Annotated in this window: 24 protein-coding genes and 2 pseudogenes; 21 read left to right on the forward strand and 5 right to left on the reverse strand. The window is 59.1% G+C overall.

Annotation, left to right across the window (positions count from 1 at the left end):
* The first annotated feature begins 213 nt into the window (after positions 1 to 213).
* From ACGHU1_RS16230 to ACGHU1_RS16265, 8 genes are all read left to right on the forward strand, one after another.
* The gene (locus ACGHU1_RS16230) at positions 214 to 450 is read left to right on the forward strand and encodes a transcriptional regulator domain-containing protein (RefSeq protein ID WP_390588611.1); all 237 of its coding nucleotides are present in this window, start codon (positions 214 to 216) and stop codon (positions 448 to 450) included.
* Between the two features lie 22 nt (positions 451 to 472).
* Positions 473 to 1,000: a DUF2285 domain-containing protein gene (locus ACGHU1_RS16235; RefSeq protein ID WP_390588614.1), complete on the forward strand. Its 528-nt coding sequence runs from the start codon at positions 473 to 475 to the stop codon at positions 998 to 1,000.
* Positions 1,001 to 1,121: 121 nt separating this feature from the next.
* Positions 1,122 to 1,394, forward strand: a complete 273-nt coding sequence (locus tag ACGHU1_RS16240) for a helix-turn-helix transcriptional regulator (RefSeq protein WP_390588617.1) — start codon at positions 1,122 to 1,124, stop codon at positions 1,392 to 1,394.
* Positions 1,395 to 1,404: 10 nt separating this feature from the next.
* Positions 1,405 to 2,298 carry a replication initiator protein A gene (locus ACGHU1_RS16245; protein WP_390588619.1) on the forward strand — a complete coding sequence of 298 codons (894 nt, stop codon included), beginning with the start codon at positions 1,405 to 1,407 and terminating at the stop codon, positions 2,296 to 2,298.
* A gap of 260 nt (positions 2,299 to 2,558) precedes the next feature.
* On the forward strand, positions 2,559 to 2,981 hold the full coding sequence (locus ACGHU1_RS16250; protein ID WP_390588622.1) for a DUF2840 domain-containing protein: 423 nt from the start codon (positions 2,559 to 2,561) through the stop codon (positions 2,979 to 2,981).
* Positions 2,951 to 3,571, forward strand: coding sequence for a S26 family signal peptidase (locus tag ACGHU1_RS16255; protein ID WP_390588624.1), 621 nt, complete (start codon positions 2,951 to 2,953; stop codon positions 3,569 to 3,571). Before ACGHU1_RS16250 ends, ACGHU1_RS16255 begins: the two co-directional genes overlap by 31 nt.
* Entirely contained in the window at positions 3,568 to 3,900 is a 333-nt protein-coding gene (locus ACGHU1_RS16260; RefSeq protein WP_390588626.1) for a DUF736 domain-containing protein, read from the forward strand. The genes ACGHU1_RS16255 and ACGHU1_RS16260 overlap by 4 nt, the downstream gene beginning before the upstream one ends.
* 3 nt (positions 3,901 to 3,903) lie before the next feature.
* A complete protein-coding gene (locus tag ACGHU1_RS16265) occupies positions 3,904 to 4,584 on the forward strand; it encodes a lytic transglycosylase domain-containing protein (protein ID WP_390588629.1) in 681 nt (226 codons plus the stop codon).
* Here the strand turns inward: ACGHU1_RS16265 and ACGHU1_RS16270 are convergent.
* Positions 4,571 to 4,798 carry a hypothetical protein gene (locus tag ACGHU1_RS16270; RefSeq protein ID WP_390588632.1) on the reverse strand — a complete coding sequence of 76 codons (228 nt, stop codon included), beginning with the start codon at positions 4,796 to 4,798 and terminating at the stop codon, positions 4,571 to 4,573. The genes ACGHU1_RS16265 and ACGHU1_RS16270 overlap by 14 nt on opposite strands.
* A 26-nt stretch (positions 4,799 to 4,824) precedes the next feature.
* Between ACGHU1_RS16270 and ACGHU1_RS16275 the strand changes: the two genes are divergently transcribed.
* The 5 genes from ACGHU1_RS16275 (at position 4,825) to ACGHU1_RS16295 (ending at position 10,263) form a co-directional block, all read left to right on the forward strand.
* Positions 4,825 to 6,564: a relaxase/mobilization nuclease domain-containing protein gene (locus tag ACGHU1_RS16275; protein ID WP_390588635.1), complete on the forward strand. Its 1,740-nt coding sequence runs from the start codon at positions 4,825 to 4,827 to the stop codon at positions 6,562 to 6,564.
* 72 nt (positions 6,565 to 6,636) lie between these two features.
* Positions 6,637 to 7,068, forward strand: a complete 432-nt coding sequence (locus tag ACGHU1_RS16280) for an antitoxin Xre-like helix-turn-helix domain-containing protein (protein ID WP_390588638.1) — start codon at positions 6,637 to 6,639, stop codon at positions 7,066 to 7,068.
* A complete protein-coding gene (locus tag ACGHU1_RS16285; protein ID WP_390588641.1) occupies positions 7,004 to 7,771 on the forward strand; it encodes an RES family NAD+ phosphorylase in 768 nt (255 codons plus the stop codon). Before ACGHU1_RS16280 ends, ACGHU1_RS16285 begins: the two co-directional genes overlap by 65 nt.
* A gap of 96 nt (positions 7,772 to 7,867) precedes the next feature.
* Positions 7,868 to 9,853: a conjugal transfer protein TraG gene (locus ACGHU1_RS16290; protein WP_390588644.1), complete on the forward strand. Its 1,986-nt coding sequence runs from the start codon at positions 7,868 to 7,870 to the stop codon at positions 9,851 to 9,853.
* Positions 9,850 to 10,263, forward strand: coding sequence for a CopG family transcriptional regulator (locus ACGHU1_RS16295; protein WP_390588646.1), 414 nt, complete (start codon positions 9,850 to 9,852; stop codon positions 10,261 to 10,263). The genes ACGHU1_RS16290 and ACGHU1_RS16295 overlap by 4 nt, the downstream gene beginning before the upstream one ends.
* A gap of 91 nt (positions 10,264 to 10,354) precedes the next feature.
* Here the strand turns inward: ACGHU1_RS16295 and ACGHU1_RS16300 are convergent.
* Positions 10,355 to 11,266, reverse strand: a pseudogene (locus tag ACGHU1_RS16300) (IS3 family transposase); the annotation flags it as partial.
* Between the two features lie 60 nt (positions 11,267 to 11,326).
* On the opposite strand from ACGHU1_RS16300, the gene ACGHU1_RS16305 reads away from it, so the two are divergent.
* Complete coding sequence (locus ACGHU1_RS16305; RefSeq protein ID WP_048884335.1) at positions 11,327 to 12,379, forward strand: IS110 family transposase; 1,053 nt, start codon at positions 11,327 to 11,329, stop codon at positions 12,377 to 12,379.
* Between the two features lie 235 nt (positions 12,380 to 12,614).
* Here the strand turns inward: ACGHU1_RS16305 and ACGHU1_RS16310 are convergent.
* A pseudogene (locus ACGHU1_RS16310) lies at positions 12,615 to 12,878 on the reverse strand (transposase); the annotation flags it as partial.
* A 415-nt stretch (positions 12,879 to 13,293) separates the two neighbouring features.
* Between ACGHU1_RS16310 and ACGHU1_RS16315 the strand changes: the two are divergent.
* Together ACGHU1_RS16315 and ACGHU1_RS16320 are read left to right on the forward strand one after the other, a co-directional pair.
* Positions 13,294 to 14,481 (forward strand): adenine-specific methyltransferase EcoRI family protein, encoded by a 1,188-nt coding sequence (locus ACGHU1_RS16315; protein ID WP_390588649.1) that lies wholly within the window; start codon positions 13,294 to 13,296, stop codon positions 14,479 to 14,481.
* On the forward strand, positions 14,471 to 15,637 hold the full coding sequence (locus tag ACGHU1_RS16320; RefSeq protein WP_390588652.1) for an HNH endonuclease family protein: 1,167 nt from the start codon (positions 14,471 to 14,473) through the stop codon (positions 15,635 to 15,637). Before ACGHU1_RS16315 ends, ACGHU1_RS16320 begins: the two co-directional genes overlap by 11 nt.
* Positions 15,638 to 15,991: 354 nt before the next feature.
* Here the strand turns inward: ACGHU1_RS16320 and ACGHU1_RS16325 are convergent, their stop codons facing one another.
* On the reverse strand, positions 15,992 to 16,258 hold the full coding sequence (locus ACGHU1_RS16325; RefSeq protein ID WP_390588654.1) for a hypothetical protein: 267 nt from the start codon (positions 16,256 to 16,258) through the stop codon (positions 15,992 to 15,994).
* A gap of 34 nt (positions 16,259 to 16,292) precedes the next feature.
* Between ACGHU1_RS16325 and ACGHU1_RS16330 the strand changes: the two genes are divergently transcribed.
* From ACGHU1_RS16330 to ACGHU1_RS16345, 4 genes are all read left to right on the forward strand, one after another.
* Entirely contained in the window at positions 16,293 to 17,105 is an 813-nt protein-coding gene (locus tag ACGHU1_RS16330) for a hypothetical protein (protein WP_390588657.1), read from the forward strand.
* A gap of 462 nt (positions 17,106 to 17,567) precedes the next feature.
* Positions 17,568 to 18,758: a PfkB family carbohydrate kinase gene (locus tag ACGHU1_RS16335; RefSeq protein ID WP_390588660.1), complete on the forward strand. Its 1,191-nt coding sequence runs from the start codon at positions 17,568 to 17,570 to the stop codon at positions 18,756 to 18,758.
* Positions 18,698 to 19,348: a 7-cyano-7-deazaguanine synthase gene (locus tag ACGHU1_RS16340; protein WP_390588664.1), complete on the forward strand. Its 651-nt coding sequence runs from the start codon at positions 18,698 to 18,700 to the stop codon at positions 19,346 to 19,348. The genes ACGHU1_RS16335 and ACGHU1_RS16340 overlap by 61 nt, the downstream gene beginning before the upstream one ends.
* Positions 19,329 to 20,018, forward strand: coding sequence for a hypothetical protein (locus ACGHU1_RS16345; protein ID WP_390588666.1), 690 nt, complete (start codon positions 19,329 to 19,331; stop codon positions 20,016 to 20,018). The genes ACGHU1_RS16340 and ACGHU1_RS16345 overlap by 20 nt, the downstream gene beginning before the upstream one ends.
* A gap of 634 nt (positions 20,019 to 20,652) precedes the next feature.
* Here ACGHU1_RS16345 and ACGHU1_RS16350 read toward each other — a convergent pair.
* A complete protein-coding gene (locus ACGHU1_RS16350) occupies positions 20,653 to 21,720 on the reverse strand; it encodes a DUF4917 family protein (protein ID WP_390588669.1) in 1,068 nt (355 codons plus the stop codon).
* A 365-nt stretch (positions 21,721 to 22,085) separates the two neighbouring features.
* On the opposite strand from ACGHU1_RS16350, the gene trbB reads away from it, so the two are divergent.
* On the forward strand, positions 22,086 to 23,066 hold the full coding sequence (trbB, locus tag ACGHU1_RS16355; protein WP_390588672.1) for a P-type conjugative transfer ATPase TrbB: 981 nt from the start codon (positions 22,086 to 22,088) through the stop codon (positions 23,064 to 23,066).
* The last annotated feature ends 36 nt before the right edge of the window (positions 23,067 to 23,102 follow it).

Raw genomic sequence — 23,102 nt, forward strand, 5'->3', positions numbered from 1 at the left:
ATGAATCACATTAGGGCGCTGCTGGGAATCCTGTTTATGGGTCTGGACCCTAATTGCGAGCCAATTTCATCTTTGTGCAATTCTAGGTAATTTCACGCGTTTGCTTGTGCCGCTGCGAAGAGCAGCGATAAGAAATTTCGGATACTTCCCGATTCTTCAATTCTCTCAAACATTTCAGCCTGGCCAAGCTGCCCTCTGCCAAAGGAGGTTGCAATGTCGGGAGAAGGCTCCTGGCGCTCAGCCGACTATGCCGAGCGCTTCGAGACCCATGACCATGCGGATTTCGCGCAGGAATTCCTGCGCCGCAACCCCGACTATGTCCGCGAATACAATCAGACAGAGCATTGCGCCCTCGCCGATCCGGCAAAGGCACAGGAAGAAAGGGAGGGCCTGGCTCGGCGATGGGGCCTGAGCTTTCCCCTGCGATCCGGCAAAATCGGCGAAGGATGAACCGGCGCATTGGTCGCCCGAGGTGCTTGGCACCACTATTATCCAGACAGGAACCGAACCTGCCGAACGCTTGCTCTCGGACATTCCCTGCAATGCGGTTCATAGCTGTGCATGTTCGGACGGACTGCACTACGTTCTGACCAGTGCTGTTGGCCGCTATCGGCTTTGGCAATCGGATCTGGCAGTCGGATTTTCGCCTGCCTTTCTTATCCCAGATGATGCGCTCGCCTCCTTGCGATCCGAGGCCCTTTATCGCTTTCAGCTTGCCTGCGCAGGTCAACGGGCTGCGCTTCAAACTTCCAATAGCTCGCCAAGCGAATACCAGCGCCGCAGGCTGGCCAACATGCTGGCGATGCTCGATGCTCGCGAAGCCGGTGCCACCATCCGTGAGCTTGCCTTCACTCTCGTCTATCCCAATTCCCGCCTTCTTAGAGGCGCTGAATGGAAGGCCTCGGGCGAAAAACGCCATGTGCTGCGTCTGCTGCGAACGGCACTGAAATTGCGCGGCGGCGGCTACCGCGCCTTTCCCGGTTTTGATCGCTCCATCTGATGGGGGTGACAGCTTTGGCCACCTACATTTGGTCACTCCCTTCGCCGCGCCGCGCTGCGCCACATCTCTCCGCAACCAGCAGCTCTGCGCTGCAGCAACCTGTCTTAAGCGGAGATATTCCATGGACGCCGTTCCCGCCCCGATCCGCCCCCGCTATCTGCGCACACCCGATGCCGCCGTGCATCTGGGTCTTTCGCCGCGCACGCTCGAAAAGCATCGCTGCTTTGGCACCGGGCCAGTCTATCGCAAGCTCGGTGGGCGGATTGTCTACCGGCTCGACGATCTCGATAGTTGGGCCGAGCAGGGCCTGCGCCGCTCGACCAGCGATCCGGGCAGGGGTGTGGTCCATCCCGCCAAGCGGATCGACGGCTATTCCGGTCCCGTGCGGCGCTGAAGGTCAGGCTATGCCTACCCGCCAGACTTCTGCCCCGTCTCTCTCCAGCGCCACGCAGCAGCTCGATCTGTTCGTCGGGGCCGGAGGCGATATCGCGGCACGCGATGCGCAGGACCTGATGGCCTGGCCTTTCTTCAGTCTCGCCAAGTCGAAGCGCGTCAAACCGATCGATTTTCGTATGGGCGAGGTCGCGATCCTCGTCGAAGCCACCGCCGAACACGGCATGGCGACGATATGGGATGCCGATGTGCTGATCTGGGTGGCGAGCCAGATCGTCGAGGCGCGCGATGCCGGGAGACCCACCTCGCGGCTGATCGCCGCTACGCCGCATGAAATTCTTGCCTTCACCCGGCGCGGAACCGGCAAGGCGGGCTATGACCGGTTGAAGGCCGCGCTCGACCGGCTGCAATCAACCACCGTCGCCACATCGATCCGCCAACTTGGTGCACGCCGCCGTCACCGCTTCTCCTGGATCAACGAATGGCGCGAGCGCCTCGATGCCAATGGCCGCGCGCTCGGTATCGAGATGATTGTGCCCGACTGGTTCTATGAAGGCGTGCTCGACCGGGCGCTCGTGCTGACGATTGACCCGGCCTATTTCCAGCTGACCGGCGGGCTCGAACGCTGGCTCTACCGCATCGTGCGCAAGCATGGCGGCAGGCAAAAGGGCGGGTGGAGTTTCGATATCGCCCATTTGCATCTGAAATCAGGTGCGCTCTCGCCGCTGAAGCGCTTCGCGTTCGAGTTGCGCGATATCGTTCGGCGTCAGCCGCTGCCGGGCTACACCCTGACCCTCGAGCATCAGTTAGGCTGCGAGCGACTGAATTTCGTCCGCCTCCCCGTCGATCCTTTCGATGCCGCGATGCGGCGGATCGGCATGACCCCTGTGGACAAGTCGGTGTGATGTTCGGACTATCAGGAACCCACGCGCTCGGTCGATCAGGAACCGCAAGTTCGGACTATCGGGAACCGAAACCGAGCCCAAACCCGCAGAAATGCTGGGCTGCTGCGCCCCTTAACTATCCTAACAAGGAATCTTCCAGATTCCTGCTAACGGCGCGGCGCCTGTGCACAGGGGGCGCGGCGGAGCCTCCCTCTACCAATCAGTGCATTCAGAATGGCAATCCGCCGCTCACCCATGTCACGCTGGTGTGGCAGCAAGGCGTGCGCGAAGACTGGCTGCGCTTTGGGAAGCCGGTTGCCGAACGCATTCTGGATCGCCGCACCCGCATCGAGAGCTATGCGCCGGGTCAGGTGTTCGCTTTGGTTCGCTGGGCCTCCAATGATTACGGCACCCTTCGTTCAACGCTCGATATCGTGCGCGCAGTCGCCAGCGGCGAAGCCTTCACCACCGTGCCGCAAGTCGACCCTGGCGGCGAAATCCTGCTGTCGGTTCGAGGCTGGCCAAAGGTTCGCCAGACCTTTGAACTGATCGACGCCATCGAACAGGCGGGCCACGATCCGTGCGAAGTCGCACCCGATCACTGGCGGCATATGCACAACAGGCTGGCAGCGGGAATGCAGCCGCGCTGCTATGCAAAGAGCCGCCACCTTGCATGGCTGCGTCGCCGGAAACTGCAATCATGAAGCGGCGAACGATCCTTGTGGCAGGCACAGTTGCGGCGGCGGCACTGCTGAGTGCTGCTCTGCCCATGTCGCGAATTCTCCTCTGGAATGCGACCGCCAGCGTGCCGACCGGGCTCTACCATATTCGCGGGACAGCTAGCCTCCATGTCAGAGAGCGGGTGGCCATCGATCCGCCGCCCGGGCTCCGCACCTATCTCGCTGAGCGCGGCTATCTACCCTCCGGTGTCCCGCTGCTGAAGGAGGTCGCGGCGCTGCGCGGCGACATCGTTTGCCGCCGTGGCCTCGTCATCACGATCAATGGCGAACCGGCGGGCGAAGCCCGTGCGCTCGACAGCCGGGCGCGCCCGCTGCCCGACTGGCAGGGCTGCCAAATTATCGGCGCTGATGAAATTTTTGTCATGAACAGGAGCGTGCCCGGCAGCTTTGACGGGCGCTACTTTGGGCCGATTGCGCGCGCCCAAGTGATCGGACGCGCAAACCCTGTCTGGACCGACGAAGCGGGCAACGGCGAGCATGTCTGGTTCGCACGTCCGCATTTGACCCCAATCCCCAATATCAACCCCAACGACAACAAGGAGACCAAAGCATGACATGTATCGGCACATTCACCGCGCGCCCCGATGGCTTCGAAGGACGCCTGCAAACGCTGACGATCGACAGTGCATTGACCATTGTCCCTGCCGAGCCCGGCGACGCCGAGAACGCACCGGACTACCGCATCATGGCCGGCGAGGGCGATACCGCCTTCGAGGTCGGAGCAGGCTGGAAGCGCGTCGGCGACAAGGCGGGTGCCTATGTCGCGGTCCTGATCGACGATCCGGCGCTCATGCAACCGCTGCGCGCAAATTTGTTCCAGTCGGACGCGCGCACCTATGTGCTGATGTGGTCGCGCCCCTCGCGCCGCGAAGCGAAGGACTGAGCGATGCGTGACCATCGACTGCTCTTTGCGGCCTTGGCTGCACTGGTCTGCGCCTACCCGGCTTCAATCCATGCGCAGACAGGTTCAACCACTTCGCAAGCACAGCGCATCGATATCGACGTCCATGTGCGCGAAGCTGCACAGCGCTTTGGTATTCCTGAGCACTGGATCTATGCAGTGATCCGCATCGAAAGCGCAGGCCGGACGCGCGCCGTGTCATCCGCCGGTGCCATGGGCTTGATGCAGCTGATGCCCGGAACCTGGGCGCGCCAGCGCGACCGGTTTGCGCTCGGCAGCGATCCCTTCGATCCGCGTGACAACATCATGGCAGGAACATCTTACCTGCGGGAAATGTATGACCGCTACGGCGCACCGGGTTTCCTTGCGGCCTATAATGCTGGACCGGGACGGTATGAGGCATGGCGTGCAGGACGGCGTTCGCTCCCGCTCGAAACGCGTCGGTATGTCGCCAAGATTGTGCCCATGCTGCAGGCGGAACGCATTTTCGTTGCAGCGAACCAGCCACCGATGAGCGAAACGTTGCCCGCATTTACTGCCCAAACGGCTACACCATTAATCCCAGCAGAAGCCAACGAACAGCAAGCTCCGACCAATCCGTTCGCGCGTGCCGATCAGCCTTCGCACGACCTCTTCGCACCTGTCTCCACAGTCAGCGATCAATGATGCCCGCAATCATGCTCTCGCGCCCGGCTTCGTCCTTTGGCGAAGCTGGGCGAAGGATGGTGGGAAGCGTCAGAAAGGGGAAAGGAGGATGGCGAGATAAAAGCACCGCCGTCGGCCGGGGTGCAGGTGGTTGGTTTTGTTCAGCAATTTGCGCCGTCTTTACATATGCCCTGCCGTCGCTTCTGGCGAATTTCGCCACGATTTCAACGGCCAATGCGCCGTCGCCAGGCTTCCTTCCACATGGCTGATGGCGACTTCGACATCCGCCCGGGCCGCTCGCGCGACAGCGGAGCGGGCTCCTACCGCAAAGCCAACACGCTGGTCGGCCGCGTGCTCCAGGTCTCGCGCCGGGCAGGCTACACGCCGCTCGGTCGCAGAAGGTCAGGTGGCGGCACCGGGCATTTGGGGCGCGGCAAGCGCGCAGCGCTCCAGCGTCGCCGCAGTGCTTTCCAGCGGCGCGTCGTCATCAAAGCTCGCGTTGTCCGCCATAGAGGCACATCGTTTCGTTCCGCACCGCTCGCGCGCCACATCGCCTATCTTGAACGCGACGGTGTCACCCGTGATGGATCGGACGGCGAGATGTTCGATGCCGGGTCGGACCGAGCCGATGGCGAAGCCTTCGCCGAGCGCTGCGAGGACGACCGGCATCACTTCCGCTTCATCGTCTCGCCTGAGGATGCCAGCGAGATGGCGGACCTGCGCGCTTTCACGCGCGAGATGATGGACGACATGGCGAGCGATCTGGATACACAGCTAGATTGGGTCGCAGTCGATCACTGGAACACCGACAACCCGCATATCCATGTGCTGGTCCGGGGCGTGGCCAGTGACGGTAAGGACCTCGTGATCGACCGCGCCTATATCAGCGAGGGCCTCCGCGCCCGGGCCGAAGAGCGGGTGACGGTGGAACTCGGCCCGCGCAGCGAGCGCGACATTCAGAACTCTCTTAGGCGTGAGGTCGACGCCGAACGCTGGACTTCGCTCGACCGCCGATTGCAACGGCAACGAGACGATCTTGGCGTGGTAGATCTGCGCCCCGAGGGAGCAGGGACGCGCAAGGATCGCAGTCTGCTGCTAGGTCGTGCGCAGACACTCGAACGAATGGGCCTGGCAGAGCGTGTCGGTCCAGCTAGTTGGACGCTGGCTGCGGATGCCGAGCCGACACTGCGCGAACTGGGTGATCGCGGCGACATCATCAAGACTATGCACCGCGCCATGACCGGCCACGGTCTGACCATCGATCCCGAGCGCATCGCCTTGCATGGACGAACCGGTGGCGAGCGTGTCATCGGCAGGCTCGTCGAACGCGGGTTGCATGATGAACTGACCGGCGAGGCCTATGCAATCATCGATGGCACGGATGGCCGCACACATCATCTGCGTTTTCCCGATATCGATCAGACCACTGACGCTGCGCCGGGCGCGATCGTCCAGGCCAGCAGCTGGACTGATCGCAAAGGTCGGCAGCAGGCCAGCCTGCTGGTCCGGTCCGACCTTTCCATCGAGGCACAGATCCGTGCGCGCGGTGCAACATGGCTCGACCGGCAGCTGGTATCGCCGCGACCCGAAACGCTCTCGGGCGGATTCGGATCGGAGGTTCGCGACGCACTGGAGCAACGGTCGGAGGGCTTGATCGATGAAGGCCTCGCCAATCGTCAGGGGCAGCGCATCGTCTTTGCGCGCGGTCTGCTCGATACGCTGCGAGACCGCGAACTGGCCGACGCAGGCAAGGCTTTGACCGCACGCCACGGTGGTATCGCTCAGCCCGTCAGCGCGGGCGACCATGTCGCTGGCACCTACCGTGAGAGGGTGACGCTCGCGTCTGGTCGCTTTGCCATGATCGACAATGGCATGGGTTTCCAGCTCGTGCCCTGGCGGCAGGATATGGACCGCCATCTGGGGCAGGCCGTTGCCGGCAGGATCAACCCGCGCGGCGGCGTCGACTGGAGCTTTGCCCGCTCGCGCGGCCCGGCAATCTGAGGAGATAGGCCAATGACACAAATCTTGACAAAAGCACCATCTGATGCTTATAAACGCATCAGGAGAAGCGATATGGCGAGTGCAGCGTTTGAACAAGTCGAAGCCCCGCGCGGACTTCAAACCTTTGCAGGCGATGATGATCGCCGCCGCCTGACCGGCGCGGCGGTCAAGGCCGTGCTGAGGCTTGTCGATGCCTGGGGTGGCAGCAACGCCGAAGGCGCTGCGCTGCTCGGTGTGTCGGAAAGCACTTGGGACCGGATGAAGGCGAGAACATGGGAAGGCACGCTGAGCCAGGACCAACTGACCCGCGCTTCGGCGCTGATCGGCCTGTTCAAGGGACTGCACCTGCTGTTCGCCGACGGCATGGCCGATCGCTGGCCGAAGCTTGCAAACAAGGCCCCGGTATTCGACCGGTTGTCACCTGTTCAAGCAATGATCGATGGCGGCATCCCGCGCATGCTGGAAACCCGGCAATATATCGACGCGCTTCGTGGCGGGCTCTGAGGGCGAGGCCGACCTGCCACCGGCCGAGCTTACAACAATACGCGAAGCCTTCGAGCGGACCGTGAGGCTCGTGCCAAGCGCGCGGTTGCGCGAAGCGGTCATGTCGGCTCTTGCTGACGATGACGACGATCTTGCCTTGCTGGCTGAGATCGAGGGCGCGACAAGCGGGAGGCTGATCGCCGAGGAACGCGGGCTTGGCGGGCTGACCGCCGATGAGCTGGTTCACGGCGTGCCGCATGCCAAATTCATCAATGCCAGCTTCGCCTATGCCAAGCCGCGTGAGCCGGGTCGCTTCAATCCGGCCAATCGCGGTGCATGGTATGCCGCGCTAGTGGTCGAGACCTGTATCGCCGAAGTCGGCCATCACCTGACTAAGGCGCTCGCCGATGCGGGCGATTTCAATGCAATTGTCGAATATGGCGAGATGGTCGCCAGCATGTCGGGTGTGTTCATCGACCTGCGCGGCTTTCCCGATCATCCCAGCCTCGATCCCGATGCTGCCAAGGGCTATCCGGCGGGCAATGCTCTGGCGGCAGAGGCGCGCGGCAAAGGGCATAATGGGATCATCTATCCCTCGGTTCGCCACGCAGGAGGAACCTGCATTGCCGCACTCTGGCCCAATGTCGTGCAGTCGGTCGTGCAGGGTGCCATGTACCGTCTGACATGGTCCGGCGAGCCGGAGTTCGCTTGGGAAGCCATCTAGCCGCCCGTTTCTTTGCCTGCGCCAGACTGCGCTTCCCAAGCGCAGCGCTTGAATTACAGACCTCATTGGGCCTGCTGCCTCCCGAAAGGAGGCACCATGTCGGCAACCAAAATCCTGTGGGGCCAAATCCTCGCCGTGTTCGCCCTGACGTTGGCAGGCATCTGGGCCAGCACGCAATGGACAGCGGCGGCGCTTGGCTTCCAGCCCGAACTGGGGCCAGCCTGGTTCGAAGCCTTCGGTGTGCCCGTCTATCCGCCCTATGCCATCTTCTGGTGGTGGTTCAGCTTTGAGGCCTATGCGCCGCGCATCTTCGAAACCGGCGGCATGATCGCAGCCTCCGGCGGCCTCGCCTCAGTAGTGGTGGCGATCGCCATGTCGGTCTGGCGCGCCCGCGAGATTAGGAACAGCGCCACCTATGGCTCGGCGCGCTGGGCAACCCGGGCCGAGATTACCAAGGCAGGCCTGCTTGCGGGCAAGGGCGTCGTCATCGGCCAACACGCTAATCTTTATCTGCGCCATGACGGTCCAGAGCATGTGCTCTGCTTCGCGCCAACCCGCAGTGGCAAAGGCGTGGGGCTGGTCATCCCGACACTGCTGACCTGGCCGCACTCTGCGATTGTCCACGATATCAAGGGTGAGAACTGGGATCTGACCGCAGGCTTTCGCTCGAATTTCAGCCGCGTGCTGCTGTTCGACCCGACCAATGAGGCCTCGGCGGCCTACAATCCGCTGATGGAGGTGCGGCGCGGGATCAATGAGGTGCGCGATGTCCAGAACATCGCCGATGTGCTGGTAGATCCGGAAGGCTCGCTCGAGCGCCGCAACCATTGGGAAAAGACCAGCCATGCGCTGCTGGTCGGGGCCATCCTGCATGTGCTCTATGCCGAAGCCGACAAGACCCTGGCAGGGGTCGCGGCCTTCCTGTCCGATCCCAAGCGCTCGATCGAAGCAACGCTCGCAGCCATGATGATGACCCCGCATCTAGGCGATGATGGCGTGCATCCGGTCGTAGCAAGCGCCGCCCGTGAATTGCTCAACAAGTCCGAGAATGAACGTTCGGGCGTTCTCTCAACGGCTATGTCCTTCCTTGGCCTCTACCGCGATCCGGTGATTGCGAAAGTCACAAGGCAATGCGACTGGCGGATCGCCGATCTGGTTGATGCGAACCGCCCGGTCACGCTGTACCTTGTCGTGCCGCCGTCCGACATCAGCCGGACCAAGCCGCTCATTCGCCTGATCCTCAACCAGCTTGGTCGCCGCCTGACCGAAGATCTTGCCGAAGGCGCGGACCGGCAGCGGCTGCTCCTGATGCTTGACGAGTTCCCGGCGCTTGGCCGCCTTGACTTCTTCGAGAGCGCGCTTGCCTTCATGGCAGGCTATGGGATCAAGTCCTTCCTGATTGCGCAGTCATTGAACCAGATCGAAAAAGCCTACGGTCAGAACAACGCGATCCTCGACAATTGCCATGTGCGGGTCTGCTTCGCCACCAATGACGAACGCACCGCCAAGCGCGTCTCGGAATCGCTCGGCACTGCCACCGAAATGCGGGCGATGAAGAACTATGCCGGACACAGGCTGTCGCCATGGCTTGGTCATCTGATGGTCTCGCGCTCCGAAACCGCGCGGGCTCTGCTGACCCAGGGCGAGATCATGCAACTGCCCGATACTGATGAAATCGTGATGCTGGCAGGCGCGCATCCCATCCGCGCGAAGAAGGCGCGCTACTATGCCGATCCGCGGCTTAAGAAGCGGATCGAAGCGCCACCGACCCCGCAGCAGTCGGACGAGAAAGGTAATGCCAGCGATTGGAAAGGCAGGATTGCGAAAGCTGTGCCTCGGGAGGACAGCTCTGTCAGCCAGCCCGAGTGGCAGGATGATGAGGCCGAAGGTGGAATTCGGCGTGAACCGGAATTGCCTGAGCACGAAGACATCGCGCCAGCAGCTGCACCCGTGCGCAATGAATTCGATTTTGAGGAGAGGAGCGATGCTGACATCGCGAGCACCACTCGCCGAATGGCCGACCAGATGCGCGCCAACGCCAGGCGCGCGGCGCTTGATCCGAATGACGGGATCGAACTTTGAGCAAGGGCAATCGGATCAAGCACACCTTTCGGTTGCCGCCCGACCTTTCGCGGCAACTTGCCGACTATGCGGGGCGCAAGCGCGTGTCACAGGCGTCGGTGGTCGAGGCAGCGGTTGCATCGTTTCTCTCGCCGGATGGGTCCGAGAGGATGGAGGCGGCCTTTAGTCGGCGCTTGGACCGGATTTCGCGGCAAATGGACAAGCTCGATTATCACGTCGAGGTCGGGAATGAGGCCGTTGCCTTGTTTGTGCGCTTCTGGCTCGGAGTGACGCCCTCGATGCCAGACGAAGTAACGGCTGCTGCCAAGGGTGCTGGTGAGCAACGATTCGAGCATTTTATCCAAGCGTTGTCCCGCCGCATTGAAAGTGGTCAGCGTCTCTCACACTTCGTTGATGAGAAAGTCCGCTAAGCGCCCCAATCTCGGACATAGTGAATCGCCTGACGATCGCCCGAAAGCGGACATGGTTGTGACGTGACCCCCAGCTTTCCCCCAGCTGGGATTAGAGCCTGGCCGCGTTGTTGCGCATGAGCGCGGTTGAAGCAATGGGCTGCGCAGCGGAGCCCGGAGGGCGTAGCGAAGCAGGCCGTTGCTTATCCAGTTCGGCGGCGAACGCCGCCGGTGTTGCGTAGCCAAGCGATGAGTGCGGTCGCTCCCGGTTGTAATCATCCACCCAGGCGGCGATCTCGACACGGGCATGGGCCATGCTCAAGAACAGCGTCTCGTTGAGCAGTTCGTCCCGCATCCGACCGTTGAAGCTCTCGACATAGCCATTCTGCATCGGCCTTCCGGGCGCGATATAATGCCACTCGACGCCGATCTCGCCGCACCATGCCAGCACGGCGTTGCTGGTGAGCTCGGTTCCGTTGTCGCTGACGATCATGCCGGGCTTGCCACGCTGGGCGATCAGCTCGGTCAGCTCGCGAACGACACGGCGACCAGAGATCGAGGTATCCGGCACCGCTGCGAGACACTCCCTCGTCACGTCATCAACGACGTTGAGTACGCGGAACCGCCTGCCAGACGCCATCTGATCGTGAACGAAGTCGAGGCTCCAGCGCTGGTTCGGCAGCGCCAGCACCGGAGCAGGTGCCCTCGTGCCGACTGCGCGCCTGCGGCTGCGTCGACGCCTCACCGCCAAGCCTTCCTCCTTGTAGAGCCTCTGGGTCTTCTTCCGGTTGATCATGATCCCCTCCCGGCGCAGCAGGATATGCAGACGGCGATAGCCGAACCGGCGACGCTGGTTGGCCAGCTCCCGCAGCTTCTCTCGCAGACCGGCATCATCGTCCCGGGTGGAACGGTAACGCACGCTCTTGCGATCGGCATCGATGACACGGCACGCCCGTCGCTCGCTCATCCCGTGGCATGCCTGAAGATGAGCGACAGCTTCCCGCTGCGCGGCGGGCGTCAGAACTAATGGGATGACCCGCCCTGTCCTTCCATGCACATTCGGCGGACTGAGAAGGAGGTAATTATGAGCATACGCAACCAACCAAGAGATGCAGCCGTCTTCGGCATCGACATTGGCAAAACAGTCTTTCACGTTGTCGGCCTCGATGCGGCCCATGCACCGATCCAGAAGGCGACATTCAGGCGGGAGACGTTGCTGCAGTTTTTCGAACGCGCGTCGCCGGTTCTGGTCGGGATGGAAGCATGCCCCGGTTCGCAGTGGCTGGCGCGCAAGCTGCTAGGGATGGGGCACACAGTTAGGATCGTGCCGGCACAATTCGTGAAGCCCTTCGTAAAGTCGAACAAGAACGACATCATCGACGCGGAAGCCATTGCGGAAGCCGTCACTAGGCCGACGATGCGCTTCGTAGAGATAAGGACACCGGAGCAGATCGACCTGCAAGCACTCCACCGGGTGCGAGACCGGATGATCGCCCATCGAACGAGGCTGATCAGCCAGATGCGCGCCTTCTGTCTCGAGTATGGTATCGCGATCCATCAGGGCGCAGGCAAGTTCAAGGCCGAGATACCGCGCGTGCTTGCGGATGAGACCAACGAGCTCACCCCTTCGATGCGCCGGATCCTGACGGAGGTTCACGGCGAGATGATGGAACTCGAACAGCGCATCACAGCCATGAACCACGAGATCGAAGCCATCGCCGCGCGCAGCGATACCGCACGGCGCCTGATGACTGTGCCGGGCATCGGACCGCTGGCCTCGACCGCTCTGCTGGCGGCGGCAGGGTCGGGACGTCAGTTCCGCAGGGCACGTGATCTCGCTGCCTGGCTCGGTCTAGTGCCGCGCGAACACTCGACCGGCGGGAAGACTAAGCTGCTTGGCATCAGCAAGCGCGGCAATAAATACCTGCGAAGGATGATCGTCCATGGTGCTCGATCCTGTGTTACACATCTCGATAGAAGCAGGGACCGCTTGGGCCCATGGCTCGACGGGCTTGAGAGCAGGATGCACAAGAACAAGGTCACGGTCGCCCTGGCTGCCAAGATCGCTCGCGTTGTCTGGGTGATTCTGACCAAGCCGGGCGCCACCTACGAGCGGCGCGTTCCAGCGTTCGGCTGAACGGCGCCGCCACCAACTGCGAGGTTCGTAAGAGTGATGACGAGACAGTGGACCAGCGCATCGTAAGCCCCGTCAAAAAAGCGGGCAGAAAGCCCGAAGCATTTATCTGGGAACGAGGCGCGCGGATCTCATCAAGGCCTGGCCGCAACAGCGGCCCACTCGCGAGAGGCCGGATACATTTGTGCAGACTGGCACCGTCAACACCAATCGACCCTTGCATGGACAGGGCGGGTCATACATTTTTTGCCAGAAGATCCTTCAGCGCAGCCTTGTCCAACATCGCATCGGCCAGCAACCGCTTGAGCTTGGCGTTCTCGCTCTCCAGCTCCTTGAGCCGACGGGCATCAGACACCTCCAGCCCACCATACTTCGACTTCCAGTTGTAGATCGTCGCTTCCGATACACCGTGTCGCCGGGCCAAGTCGGCAGTCTTCGCACCCGCCTCGGCTTCCTTCAGCACCCCGATGATCTGCTCTTCTGAAAACCTCGTTCTCTTCATCTCGTCCGTCCTTCTGTCAGGGCCGGACTCTAATCCAACTTGGAGGAAAATCAGGGGGTCACGTCAGTTGCCATAAGGTCTCAAAGGCCGAGTCTGGGACATTCCTGCCGATTCCCCTTACTACGTGGAACGGCCTGACACGCAGAAACCGGCCGTTGGTTGGGCCGCGGAAATCCTATCTGCTATCTCATGGTTCGGGATGGTTATAGCGGTCATGAAGCCCCAATTAGGGAAAACATCCAACCGAGCGAAGGGATCTATTTTAATTGGCAACATCTCTGACGTTTTTTATCGTTACTGTGCTGCCGCACTCCTGTCACTGCCTCTTGGCCCCATTCCCGAAGGCTGCTAGCCAAGTTCCTGTTATCACACGCTGCCTGCCTGTTTTAGGTTGGCGCGCAAGCTGGCCGAGAAAATGAGCAAATCACTGAACGAAGGCCTTGGCGCCGCTAAGGCAGGCAAGAAGGATGAGTTCTACACTCAATACATCGACATTCAGAAGGAAGTGGAGGCGTATCTTGAGTATGATGCCAAGACGTTCCGAGGAAAAGTCGTCTACTGTAATTGTGACGATCCCTTTGAAAGCAACTTCTTCAAGTTCTTCGCTGCGAACTTCAATCGCCTTGGTCTGCGAAAGCTAATTTCTACGAGCTATGACGGCTCCCCAATTGCGGGCCAACAGCTGACCTTTGAGGATCGGGACAAGTTTACCCACAAGGCGGAAGCTATTGCGATTGAGATTGAGGAAGTCACAGACCTCAATAATGACGGGGCTACCGACATCGAGGATGTGAAGCTCTTTCTTGAAGCGAACCCCCATAAGCGGATCCCTCTTAAGGGCAGCGGTGACTTCAGGAGTGCTGAGTGCATTGAACTTCTCAAGCAGGCGGACATCGTTGTCACGAACCCACCGTTTTCCTTGTTTCGCGAATACATCGCGCAGCTGATCGAGCACGAAAAGAAGTTCCTCATCATCGGGAATTTTAACGCGGTGACCTACAAAGAGATTTTCCCCTACATCATGGCCAACCAAATTTGGTTGGGAGAGAGCATTCACAGCGGTGATCGCGAATTCAGAGTTCCCGACAGCTACCCACTGGAGGCTGCTGGGTTTCGCGTTGATGAGGACGGCAATCGCTACATCAGGGTGAAGGGTGTGAGGTGGTATACCAATCTCGACCATGGACGACGCCACGAGCCGCTCAACCTCATGACCATGGAGGATAATCGGCGGTTCAATTCCGATGCCAAAGGCGAAGAAGCTTACGCCCGATACGACAACTATGATGCCATTGACGTTCCTGCCTATAAGGCGATCCCCAGTGATTACGACGGGGTTATGGGCGTTCCCATCACGTTCCTCGACCACCACGATCCTGACCAATTCCAGATTGTGGGCACCACGGAATCTAACAACCCTGACAACCCCTACCGCACCCGATGGTATACTTCAGTAGAATGTCGGGCCGCGTATCTTGAGCGATTTGGGAAGAAAGGCGTCTATGATCTCAACGCCTCAGGTGTCATCGCTGGAGTGAAGAAATTCAAGCGGGTTCTGATACGCAGGAATCAAGAGAGGAGCGCAGTTTCCAATGAAGACTAAGCTTCGGACCGACATCACCATTGGCCAGATTTGCGATGGTTTCGTCTACAACCAGTTTGAGGGTAAGGGTATTCATGGGCTGTCCGGAAAACTCACGATCCAGCCAGAGTATCAGAGGAACTTCATCTACGCTGACAAAGGCGGAAAGCCAGAGCAGGCAGTAATCGCGTCAGTGCTAAAGTCTTACCCCCTCGGCCTAATTTACTTCAACAAGGTAGCTGACGCGCAGTTTGAGGTCCTAGACGGGCAGCAGCGAATCACCAGTGTTGGCCGGTTTGTGACCAACAAATTCGCCATCATGGACAGTGGCAACCCCAAATACTTTGATAGCCTTCCCAAGGATCAGCAGGACTTGATCCTCCGGACCCCTCTGCTCATCTATGAGTGCGAGGGAACGGAAACCGAGATCAAGCAATGGTTCCAAACGATCAACATCGCGGGCATCCCCCTGAACGAGCAGGAATTGTTGAATGCGATTTACTCGGGTCCATTCGTGACCGCTGCGAAGGCAGAGTTCAGTAACAGCCAGAACGCCAACATTGCCAAGTGGAGCGCATACATCAAAGGCAGCGCCAACCGGCAGGAATTTCTGGAGTGTGCGCTTGATTGGGTAAGCAAGGGCAACATTGGCGACTACATGAGCAGTCATCGCCAGAGCGCCAACATCGATGAACTCAAGAACTACTTCAACTCGGTTCTCGACTGGGTGTCCACCGTCTTCCGTGACGTTGAGAAGGAAATGGCGGGCATCGAGTGGGGGCGTCTCTATGAGGCCCATCGCAACACCCCCTATGATCCTGCGAAAGTCTCAGCTGATCTGAAGAGGCTCTACGGCGATCCCTGTGTGAAGAACCGAAAGGGCATCTTCGAGTTCATCCTCGGTGGGCAGCAAGATACCAAGCTTCTTGAAATCCGCGTGTTCGAGAAGGCAACGGCTCAAGCCGCTTACGCCAAGCAGACCAAGAAGGCAGAGGCGGACGGTGTGTCCAATTGCCCTCACTGCGCGATTGGCAATTCCGCGAACAAGGCGAAAATTTGGGCATTTGGCGAAATGGATGCCGACCACGTTAAAGCATGGAGTAAGGGTGGCGCCACGACGGCCGCCAATTGTGAGATGCTCTGCGTCACCCACAATAGAGCAAAGGGTAACCGCTAGAATTTAGCGTGGGATTTCAACGCACCAACGGCCGATATTGGGGCGCTTTGCTGACCTTCTGCTTCCCCAAACGATCGACCGCTTCCGGCTAGATATGACGTTCAACGCAGCCAATCTGAGCGACCGGGTGTGGTCGGAAACTGCCGTGGCCGTTTGTGCTCGTAAACGCCCGCAAGTCTGGCATCGCTTTTCAGAAGCTGCCAGTCGGCAAGCGGCCCAGCAGTTGCCGGTCTGCTAAGCGCCCCAATTTTGGACGTTAGGGGCGGCAATCGGGCATGCCAATCGCGACACTCAATAGCGACCGGACCGCCTGATTGCAGCAATGCCAAAAACGTCCGTTAAATATGCATTTCGTCAATTTCGGAGCAATTGCATAAGGCGGCGTGTGTCGCGCTGAATGGACTTAGCCAGTTCCTCTAGCTCACTGACGGGGCGGGAGCGGATCGTTGGCCCGCTGAGCCATTCGTTCATCCGTAAGCGAAGCTTTTTTCCAGCCGGAACAAGGCCGCCCGATACCTTGCTATAGTGGCCCTGCGAGACCTCGAAAACCGAGGCGAGCCCGCTCTGGCTCAACCCTTCGGCTTTTCGTCTGTTTTCAACCTTATCGATCAACTCATCCATTGCCAGCGAATCACCAATACTCTAAAATGCATATATGCATTTAGAAACATATTTTTGCCAGTCCATTCATCATCTGCACGATGGCGAATTCGTTACGGTTACCCTGCCTTCACCGGAACAGCGGTTAGAACGCACAGGTCTGGAATGGGGTGATGCATGCATACTGATGACACCGGCATATTGGTCTTCGCAGTCTTGGATATGGGAGAAAGAGGCGCCTGAGCATTACCGGCTAGGTCGCACGCTCGCTGAAGAGCTTATTGCATGCTTACTTGGCGGATACGGCATTCCGGCCGAAGTCGGACTAGCTGCCTATGAGCGATTGAGAAAGGTGGGTTCTGACGATCCGGAACTTCTCAAGGATGCTGACAAAGTGGAAAAACTGCTCATCGAGCCACTGTGGGTGCACGATAGAGCTGTCAGGTATCGGTTTGCAAAGCAGAAATCCCGATATCTTGCGTTAGCGATGCAACAGCTAACAACGATCGATGATCAGGCAGATGATGTAGATCTCAGAGACAATCTATGTAGTCTTAAAGGGATCGGTCCCAAAACTGCATCGTGGATAGTGCGCAACTGGCGCGGCAGCGATCAGGTCGCCATTCTGGACATTCACATCCTTCGCACAGGCCGCATCCTTGGCTTGTTTGGGGAGGACCTGTCAGTTGAAAAGCACTACGGCGAGATCGAGCGTTTGTTTCTGGACTTTGCCAAAGACATTAAGGCGAAGGCGTCGATACTGGACTCAGTCATTTGGATGACTACGCGGCCCAATCGAGGAGTGAAACGCTCGCAGCCAGCCCCGGCGACTCCAAAGTTGCCGCAATTAGAGTTGGCGCTGAAATGACCTGTGTATGCGTGTTCTTCGCAATAACATGATAGACTCTCCTTGATTCTCAGATACATCTGCGTGAATACAGCTCAATATTTTTACACAGGGAGTAGAGAATATGTCGGGCAGTGGCGGTAGTGGGCACGGCGGCGGAGGTAGTGGTGGTGTTGGAAGTGGTGGTGTTGGAAGTGGCGGTTCAGGTAGCGGCGATGCCTGCGACATCAACGAGCGAGCTCCGATAAACAGCCCGCAACCGGCAATCATTTCAGGACTTTCGGTTGGAAGCCGCTTGTCCGTATCGCTGAGCGGTTCTGCCCCTCGGCAAACTGTAGAATTGCATTCCCCAAACGGTCTGGCCGGATCGCTAACGCACAGGGGCGCACTCAACATTGCGAACTGCATAACGGCGGGTAACGCTTATGAAGCCGAGATAATTCAGATCAATGGCGGGCAAGTGACCGTGCAGATCGAGCGAATATGACCACGATCACAGGGGGCATTTACGTCGAGCGCTGCATCGAACCAGAATGGGACGAAGTGTTTGGTTCCGCCGGAAGAGCCGCCCTAATCCTCTCACGCGCGATACCAGATCTGGTGTTGCACTCATTTAGGCCGCCGGCTCTGGAAGATGCGCTTGCGAACCTGCAGTTTACAACTCGCGCGCGACTTGAAGGACCTGTCGGTGGCGTGCCGATCGAGTTCGATTATATGCATTCGCTAGCCGTTCCGCGAATTACGCCACGTCCCGACGCCATTAAAAACTTGGGAACGCTTGAGGTCGAGGACGACGCGGTATTACGATTTGGTATGCTGGAGGGGGATGCACGGGTCAAAGCGAAACGCGCAGTTTACGATCCGCAATCCGCTTTCGATCCCCAGAAGTTTCAGGCTAACGGATCAGAAGCAGATGAGCTTGCGCTAATTGTGAACCTTTTCGAAGGACGGAAGCTAACGGCTAAGGAGACCCCGGATGACATCGTCGACGCGCTGCTGCGCGATCACGGTGCAAAGGTCGTCGTTCTCAAGATGGGTAGCCGAGGCGCGATGGTTGCGTGCGGGAGCGAGCGCAGCCCGGTGCCCGCTTACCGCAGCGGCAATGTTTGGAAGATCGGTTCAGGTGATGTCTTTTCAGCAGCGTTCCTCAAGTTTTGGGCGCACGATGATCTGGAGCCAGCGGTAGCGGCTGACTTAGCGTCACGATCTGTCAGCCTTTATGCCGAACAACGCTCACTCTTCCTTCCTGAACGCGAAGAGCTCGAAGCCATCAAGGTTGACCCGGTCACTCCCGGCAACGGCAAAATTTATATCGCTGGTCCTTTCTTTAATCTTGGCGAGGTTTGGATGATCGAGGAGGCCCGTAAGTGCCTTGGTGATATGGGCGCCGAAACATTCTCGCCGCTGCACGATGTTGGACGCGGCCCGGCCGATGTCGTGGCCCAGGCCGACCTTGACGGGCTCGATGAATGCGATTGTGTTTTTGCAATCCTAAATGGTGGTGACGCGGGGACGATATTCGAGATCGGTTATGCCACGGCCAAGGGTAAGCCGGTTGTTGCCCTCGCGCAGAACGTCAAACCCGAAGACCTCAAGATGGTGGAAGGCTCAGGATGCAGGGTCGTCGACAATTTCGTAACGGCGATCTACCAGTCGGTCTGGGCTCTCCCTTGAAGGCGCTACTGCTATCCGGCGGTATGGATTCCACAGCGCTTGCCGCTTGGAAGCGCCCTGACGTGGCCATCACGATCAATTACGGGCAGCTCGCCGCTGCCACTGAAGTCGCCGCAGCACGGCAGATCAGCAAAATGCTTGGGATCGATCACGAGGTTATAGCAGCCGATTGCAGCGCTCTGGGTTCTGGCGACATGGCCATTGGAAAACCGATCGATCTCGCGCCGGTGTCTGACTGGTGGCCCTTTCGAAACCAACTCCTCATTACCTTGGCAGCAATGCGCTGCGTCGCGCTTGGCGTGAAAGAACTGATGATCGCAACGGTTGCAACAGATGGGTCGCACGCCGATGGCCGAAAAGAGTTCTTCGAAGCCATGAATACCCTTTTAGCTGTGCAGGAAGGCGGATTGAGCATTATTGCTCCTGCTCTGAGCCTGACGACTGAAGAACTCATTACTCGCTCGACGATTGATCCAGCGGTGCTGGGCTGGGCCCATTCATGTCACATTGGGATCGTAGCGTGCGGTCAATGCAGAGGCTGCGTAAAGCATATCGAAGTAACCCACGCTCTTGGCGGAGAGGCCTATTAACTCGGAGCCCGTCCCGATCCTGCCATCGATCGCGGAAGATCCGCCTTGGCCGCATGCGCCCGTCATTCACCGGTTCGTAGCGCAGCCATCGCTGCCGACCCGCGATTTCCTCGATGTTCTAGACAACCGCCAAAGTGGCTGCGCCAATGGGCACATTCCCGAGGATTTAAGCGCTGAGAAACTGGGGACGATTATCCATCACACGACCAGATTGCGGACGCGCCGAACCGACGGCAGGTTCGGTAGATGGGAAAGCCGTAGCGCGCCATCGGCCGGCGGTATCCATGGAATTCGTGTCATTGTGCTGCCTGTGTCGGGCGATGCTCCGCAAGGCCTTCACGATCCTGACAACCATGCGATTATTGAACTGCCAGGCGCCGGGAAAGCGTCTCTCAATGCGCGGAGTTTCCTCGATGAACTCGGACTTCCACCAGTTGGCGTATTCCTGCAATTTGTCGCCAACGAGCCAGCTTACCGGACCCGATATGAGAACGCGGACACGCTGATCGCCCGGGATGCCGGTGCGCTAGTAACCGTCATTTGCCTCGTCACGGAGTGGATGGGGTGCCACTGCCGTCCCCTCGGTCATATCGACAAGGGCATCGCAAGCGCCGCCGGGCTAGGGCCGTCATTTACCGGTATGGGCGGGGTTCTACTGACGGGCCAATAGGCCCGACCCCGAAGAGAAGTCGTCTATCAGATTATGATGACATTATTGCCGTAACGGTCGTTGGCTCCCCTATCGATCAATTTTCCTTTTTGAGGATAGTGAGAACTACAAGCTGCACATTGTTTTGATTACAGATAATATGTGAGGGTCGCCGTCTTGATCTTACTTAAAGATCGCAACTCCCAAGGCACCAGGCGCAATTACTGCCGAGGCAATCGAAATCCAGAATGCTCGTCCGGCGGGTGCCCGCCACGCCTCGCGGCGTCGAAATTCGGCCTCCGCGATCGCCTGAACATGGTATTGCCCTCGGTCGGATTGCCGAATCGCCTCATGCAGTCGAAAATCAGAAAGCTTCCGCGCGCCAATATCACTAGGGTCCATCGCGAACTGGATCATCCCCTCTTCGGAGTCGTCCTTAGCTATCAACGCACTTCCCCAAGCCTTTGCAAGCTAATGAACCATATCGAAACCTCGATTCTTTGTCAGCGTTTGACGAAATTATCCCTCAATATGACAGTCTGCAAGCAGCCTATACTCGGCCTTTGGCTAGTCGGGCGAGACTCATAAACGAATGGCAGCTACCAGGGAGGCGCTCTCGATTTCTGAACCACCGCTAGGTTGGCACCTCCGGCCACTAAGCCCAAACTTGTGCGCTCTCCGCCTGATAGAATTCGACTTCCAAAGGCCACTTTTCGTGACGAAGGCTCGTCAGCCACTTGGCGCGACCGATTATCTCCTCGTTCCAAGCCTCGAGTGGATCACCATAGAGGCCAACGTATAGTTTTTTGAACCGGCCGCGACCGATCCGGGTGAGAATGTGATCGTCGTTTGCCGCCAGCGAATGCCCGAAAATGAACCAGCAGTGCTTGCCTTGCGTCACGTTAGCGGTGAACTGCTTCAATCCCTGGTACAGATAAGCATTGTGTCGAATTCGGGCTTTCTTTTGTGCGCTAGTTCCTTCCGCCACAAACAGCGGAAACTTGTCATTGGCCAATGCAGCGCGCGCCTGCTCGATTAGCGGAACACCCTTGCGGACCCAGGTGTATTTCAAAAGGTCCTTGCCGGAATCGAACAGGTGCAGCGCACCGTGCAGGAACATGACGTTGGCACTGTGCGCGCTCGTCTCCCCCTGCCACACCACATATTCCGCGTTTGGCTCATCCTCGTCGTTGCCGAAGCTGTCGTTTTTGGCGAGATCAACCGGATTCTCGAACGGCAAATCCTCATGCATCAGCGTCCAGTATAGCAGTAGGTCGTAGTTGAGCGTGAAAACACAGCCAGCCTTTTGACCAGATAGGAAGTGCGAAAGGAACCGACGGCAAGCCCAAAACTTCGCATCGGGTATGTCGGACGGCAAATGTGGGTGGTTACCTGCGATGGTTTGAACAAGAATCTCTTTCAGCATCGCGGCATGATGGAGCATCTTGGTTGGTGCCGCGCCGCCATCGGCAACATATGCCGGCAAGATGGTTGCAGCGCTTTCCAGAGTGCGGATGACCGCCTCGAAGTCCTTAGTGTCGAGGGCCGTGAAAACCGCCTCCACCTCAGGCGCATGGGAGAAATCGGCCTGACCGTAGAGAGAGCCGTAGTGGAATATATCGGCCCGGCAGGCGATACTGAAGCCGTTGCCCAGCAACAGATGTCGCTTCGAGAACTGCTCAGAATCTGCGATAGCTTGTTCAAACGTCAGTAAATACAACATATTCTCCCCGAAACAAGGACGGTTGCTGTGCATAGCCAGACGTACCCGAGCCGCAGTCCAAGTTCTAGGGCAAGCCATCGCGATAGCATGAATGAATGTCGGCTCCTGGGCAGCATGGCTGACCTGCCAATGTCCAATAAGTTGGCAAAAGGAATCCACAACAATTGGCCGGTTAAAGGTCTGTTTTGACGGTCTACGATTCCGTTACTGCCAGTCTGTTTCTGGCCCACGTTCCCCCAATCCTTTCTCTCTTTTCGCTACGCTACGCTCATCTCAAGTACTTGTTGCCTAACGGCAATAAAGTGCCTCTTTGATCTGCCTCGCAAGCGCAGCCGGTGGTCGGTTGCCGCAATCCGGGGCAGCCCATGAGTGTCATTCCGATCCGGTCCGAAGCTTCATCGCGCGGCGCGCGCATGTTGCGCACGGCGCTGGGCGCAGAGATTGCGCGCTGGCTCAAAGAGCCAGCAGTGATCGAGGTGATGCTCAATCCCGACGGTCGGCTCTGGGTCGACCGTCTCGGCGAAGGTCTTGCCGCAACCGACTGCCTGATGGGTGCCGCCGACGGCGAGCGCATCATCCGGCTGGTCGCGCATCATGTCGGTGCCGAAGTCCATGCCGGAGCGCCGCGCGTTTCAGCAGAGCTGCCCGAGGGCGGCGAACGCTTTGAGGGACTGTTGCCACCGGTGGTTGCAGCGCCCAGTTTTGCCATTCGGAAGCCCGCTGTGGCGGTGTTCACACTGGCCGACTATGTCGCCGCAGGCATCATGACGGGCTCCCAGGCCGATTTGCTCGCCGACGCCGTTGTGTCGCGGAAGAACATCCTGGTCGCTGGCGGCACTTCGACCGGCAAGACCACGCTTACCAACGCATTGCTCGCCAAGGTTGCTTCCAGCTCTGACCGTGTTGTCCTGATCGAGGATACGCGCGAACTGCAATGCGCCGCTCCCAATCTCGTATCGCTACGAACCAAGGACGGCGTTGCCACCTTGTCCGATCTGGTCCGCTCGGCCTTGCGCCTTCGGCCTGACCGAATTCCGATTGGCGAGGTGCGCGGTGCCGAAGCGCTCGATCTGCTCAAGGCCTGGGGCACCGGTCATCCGGGCGGCATTGGGACAATCCACGCCGGAACGGCACTGAGCACTCTTCGGCGTCTCGAACAGCTGATCCAGGAAAGCGTGGTCACCGTGCCGCGTGCTCTGATCACCGAGACCATCGACGTGATTGCTGTGCTTGTGCGCGACGGCACCGGAAGGCGGCTCGCTGAACTGGCCGAGGTCCGCGGGCTCGATGCTACCGGCGAATATGTTCTTGCACCCCTTTCCCCTACTCAAGGAGACCCTTCGTGATCCACATTCTATCGCGGGCGCGCTCGCGGCTGTCCG

This window comes from Erythrobacter sp. MTPC3, from assembly GCF_042854385.1.
In the GTDB taxonomy this organism is placed as follows: domain Bacteria; phylum Pseudomonadota; class Alphaproteobacteria; order Sphingomonadales; family Sphingomonadaceae; genus Erythrobacter.

What these genes read in the sequence shown, in the direction of transcription:
- ACGHU1_RS16230 (WP_390588611.1), top strand. Translation starts at nt 214, where the DNA reads ATGTCGGGAGAAGGCTCCTGGCGCTCAGCCGACTATGCCGAGCGCTTC.
- ACGHU1_RS16240 (WP_390588617.1), top strand. Translation starts at nt 1,122, where the DNA reads ATGGACGCCGTTCCCGCCCCGATCCGCCCCCGCTATCTGCGCACACCC.
- ACGHU1_RS16245 (WP_390588619.1), top strand. Translation starts at nt 1,405, where the DNA reads ATGCCTACCCGCCAGACTTCTGCCCCGTCTCTCTCCAGCGCCACGCAG.
- ACGHU1_RS16255 (WP_390588624.1), top strand. Translation starts at nt 2,951, where the DNA reads ATGGCTGCGTCGCCGGAAACTGCAATCATGAAGCGGCGAACGATCCTT.
- ACGHU1_RS16260 (WP_390588626.1), top strand. Translation starts at nt 3,568, where the DNA reads ATGACATGTATCGGCACATTCACCGCGCGCCCCGATGGCTTCGAAGGA.
- ACGHU1_RS16265 (WP_390588629.1), top strand. Translation starts at nt 3,904, where the DNA reads ATGCGTGACCATCGACTGCTCTTTGCGGCCTTGGCTGCACTGGTCTGC.
- ACGHU1_RS16275 (WP_390588635.1), top strand. Translation starts at nt 4,825, where the DNA reads ATGGCTGATGGCGACTTCGACATCCGCCCGGGCCGCTCGCGCGACAGC.
- ACGHU1_RS16280 (WP_390588638.1), top strand. Translation starts at nt 6,637, where the DNA reads ATGGCGAGTGCAGCGTTTGAACAAGTCGAAGCCCCGCGCGGACTTCAA.
- ACGHU1_RS16285 (WP_390588641.1), top strand. Translation starts at nt 7,004, where the DNA reads ATGGCGGCATCCCGCGCATGCTGGAAACCCGGCAATATATCGACGCGC.
- ACGHU1_RS16290 (WP_390588644.1), top strand. Translation starts at nt 7,868, where the DNA reads ATGTCGGCAACCAAAATCCTGTGGGGCCAAATCCTCGCCGTGTTCGCC.
- ACGHU1_RS16305 (WP_048884335.1), top strand. Translation starts at nt 11,327, where the DNA reads ATGAGCATACGCAACCAACCAAGAGATGCAGCCGTCTTCGGCATCGAC.
- ACGHU1_RS16315 (WP_390588649.1), top strand. Translation starts at nt 13,294, where the DNA reads ATGAGCAAATCACTGAACGAAGGCCTTGGCGCCGCTAAGGCAGGCAAG.
- ACGHU1_RS16320 (WP_390588652.1), top strand. Translation starts at nt 14,471, where the DNA reads ATGAAGACTAAGCTTCGGACCGACATCACCATTGGCCAGATTTGCGAT.
- ACGHU1_RS16325 (WP_390588654.1), bottom strand. Translation starts at nt 16,258, where the DNA reads ATGGATGAGTTGATCGATAAGGTTGAAAACAGACGAAAAGCCGAAGGG.
- ACGHU1_RS16330 (WP_390588657.1), top strand. Translation starts at nt 16,293, where the DNA reads ATGCATTTAGAAACATATTTTTGCCAGTCCATTCATCATCTGCACGAT.
- ACGHU1_RS16335 (WP_390588660.1), top strand. Translation starts at nt 17,568, where the DNA reads ATGACCACGATCACAGGGGGCATTTACGTCGAGCGCTGCATCGAACCA.
- ACGHU1_RS16340 (WP_390588664.1), top strand. Translation starts at nt 18,698, where the DNA reads ATGCAGGGTCGTCGACAATTTCGTAACGGCGATCTACCAGTCGGTCTG.
- ACGHU1_RS16350 (WP_390588669.1), bottom strand. Translation starts at nt 21,720, where the DNA reads ATGTTGTATTTACTGACGTTTGAACAAGCTATCGCAGATTCTGAGCAG.
- trbB (WP_390588672.1), top strand. Translation starts at nt 22,086, where the DNA reads ATGAGTGTCATTCCGATCCGGTCCGAAGCTTCATCGCGCGGCGCGCGC.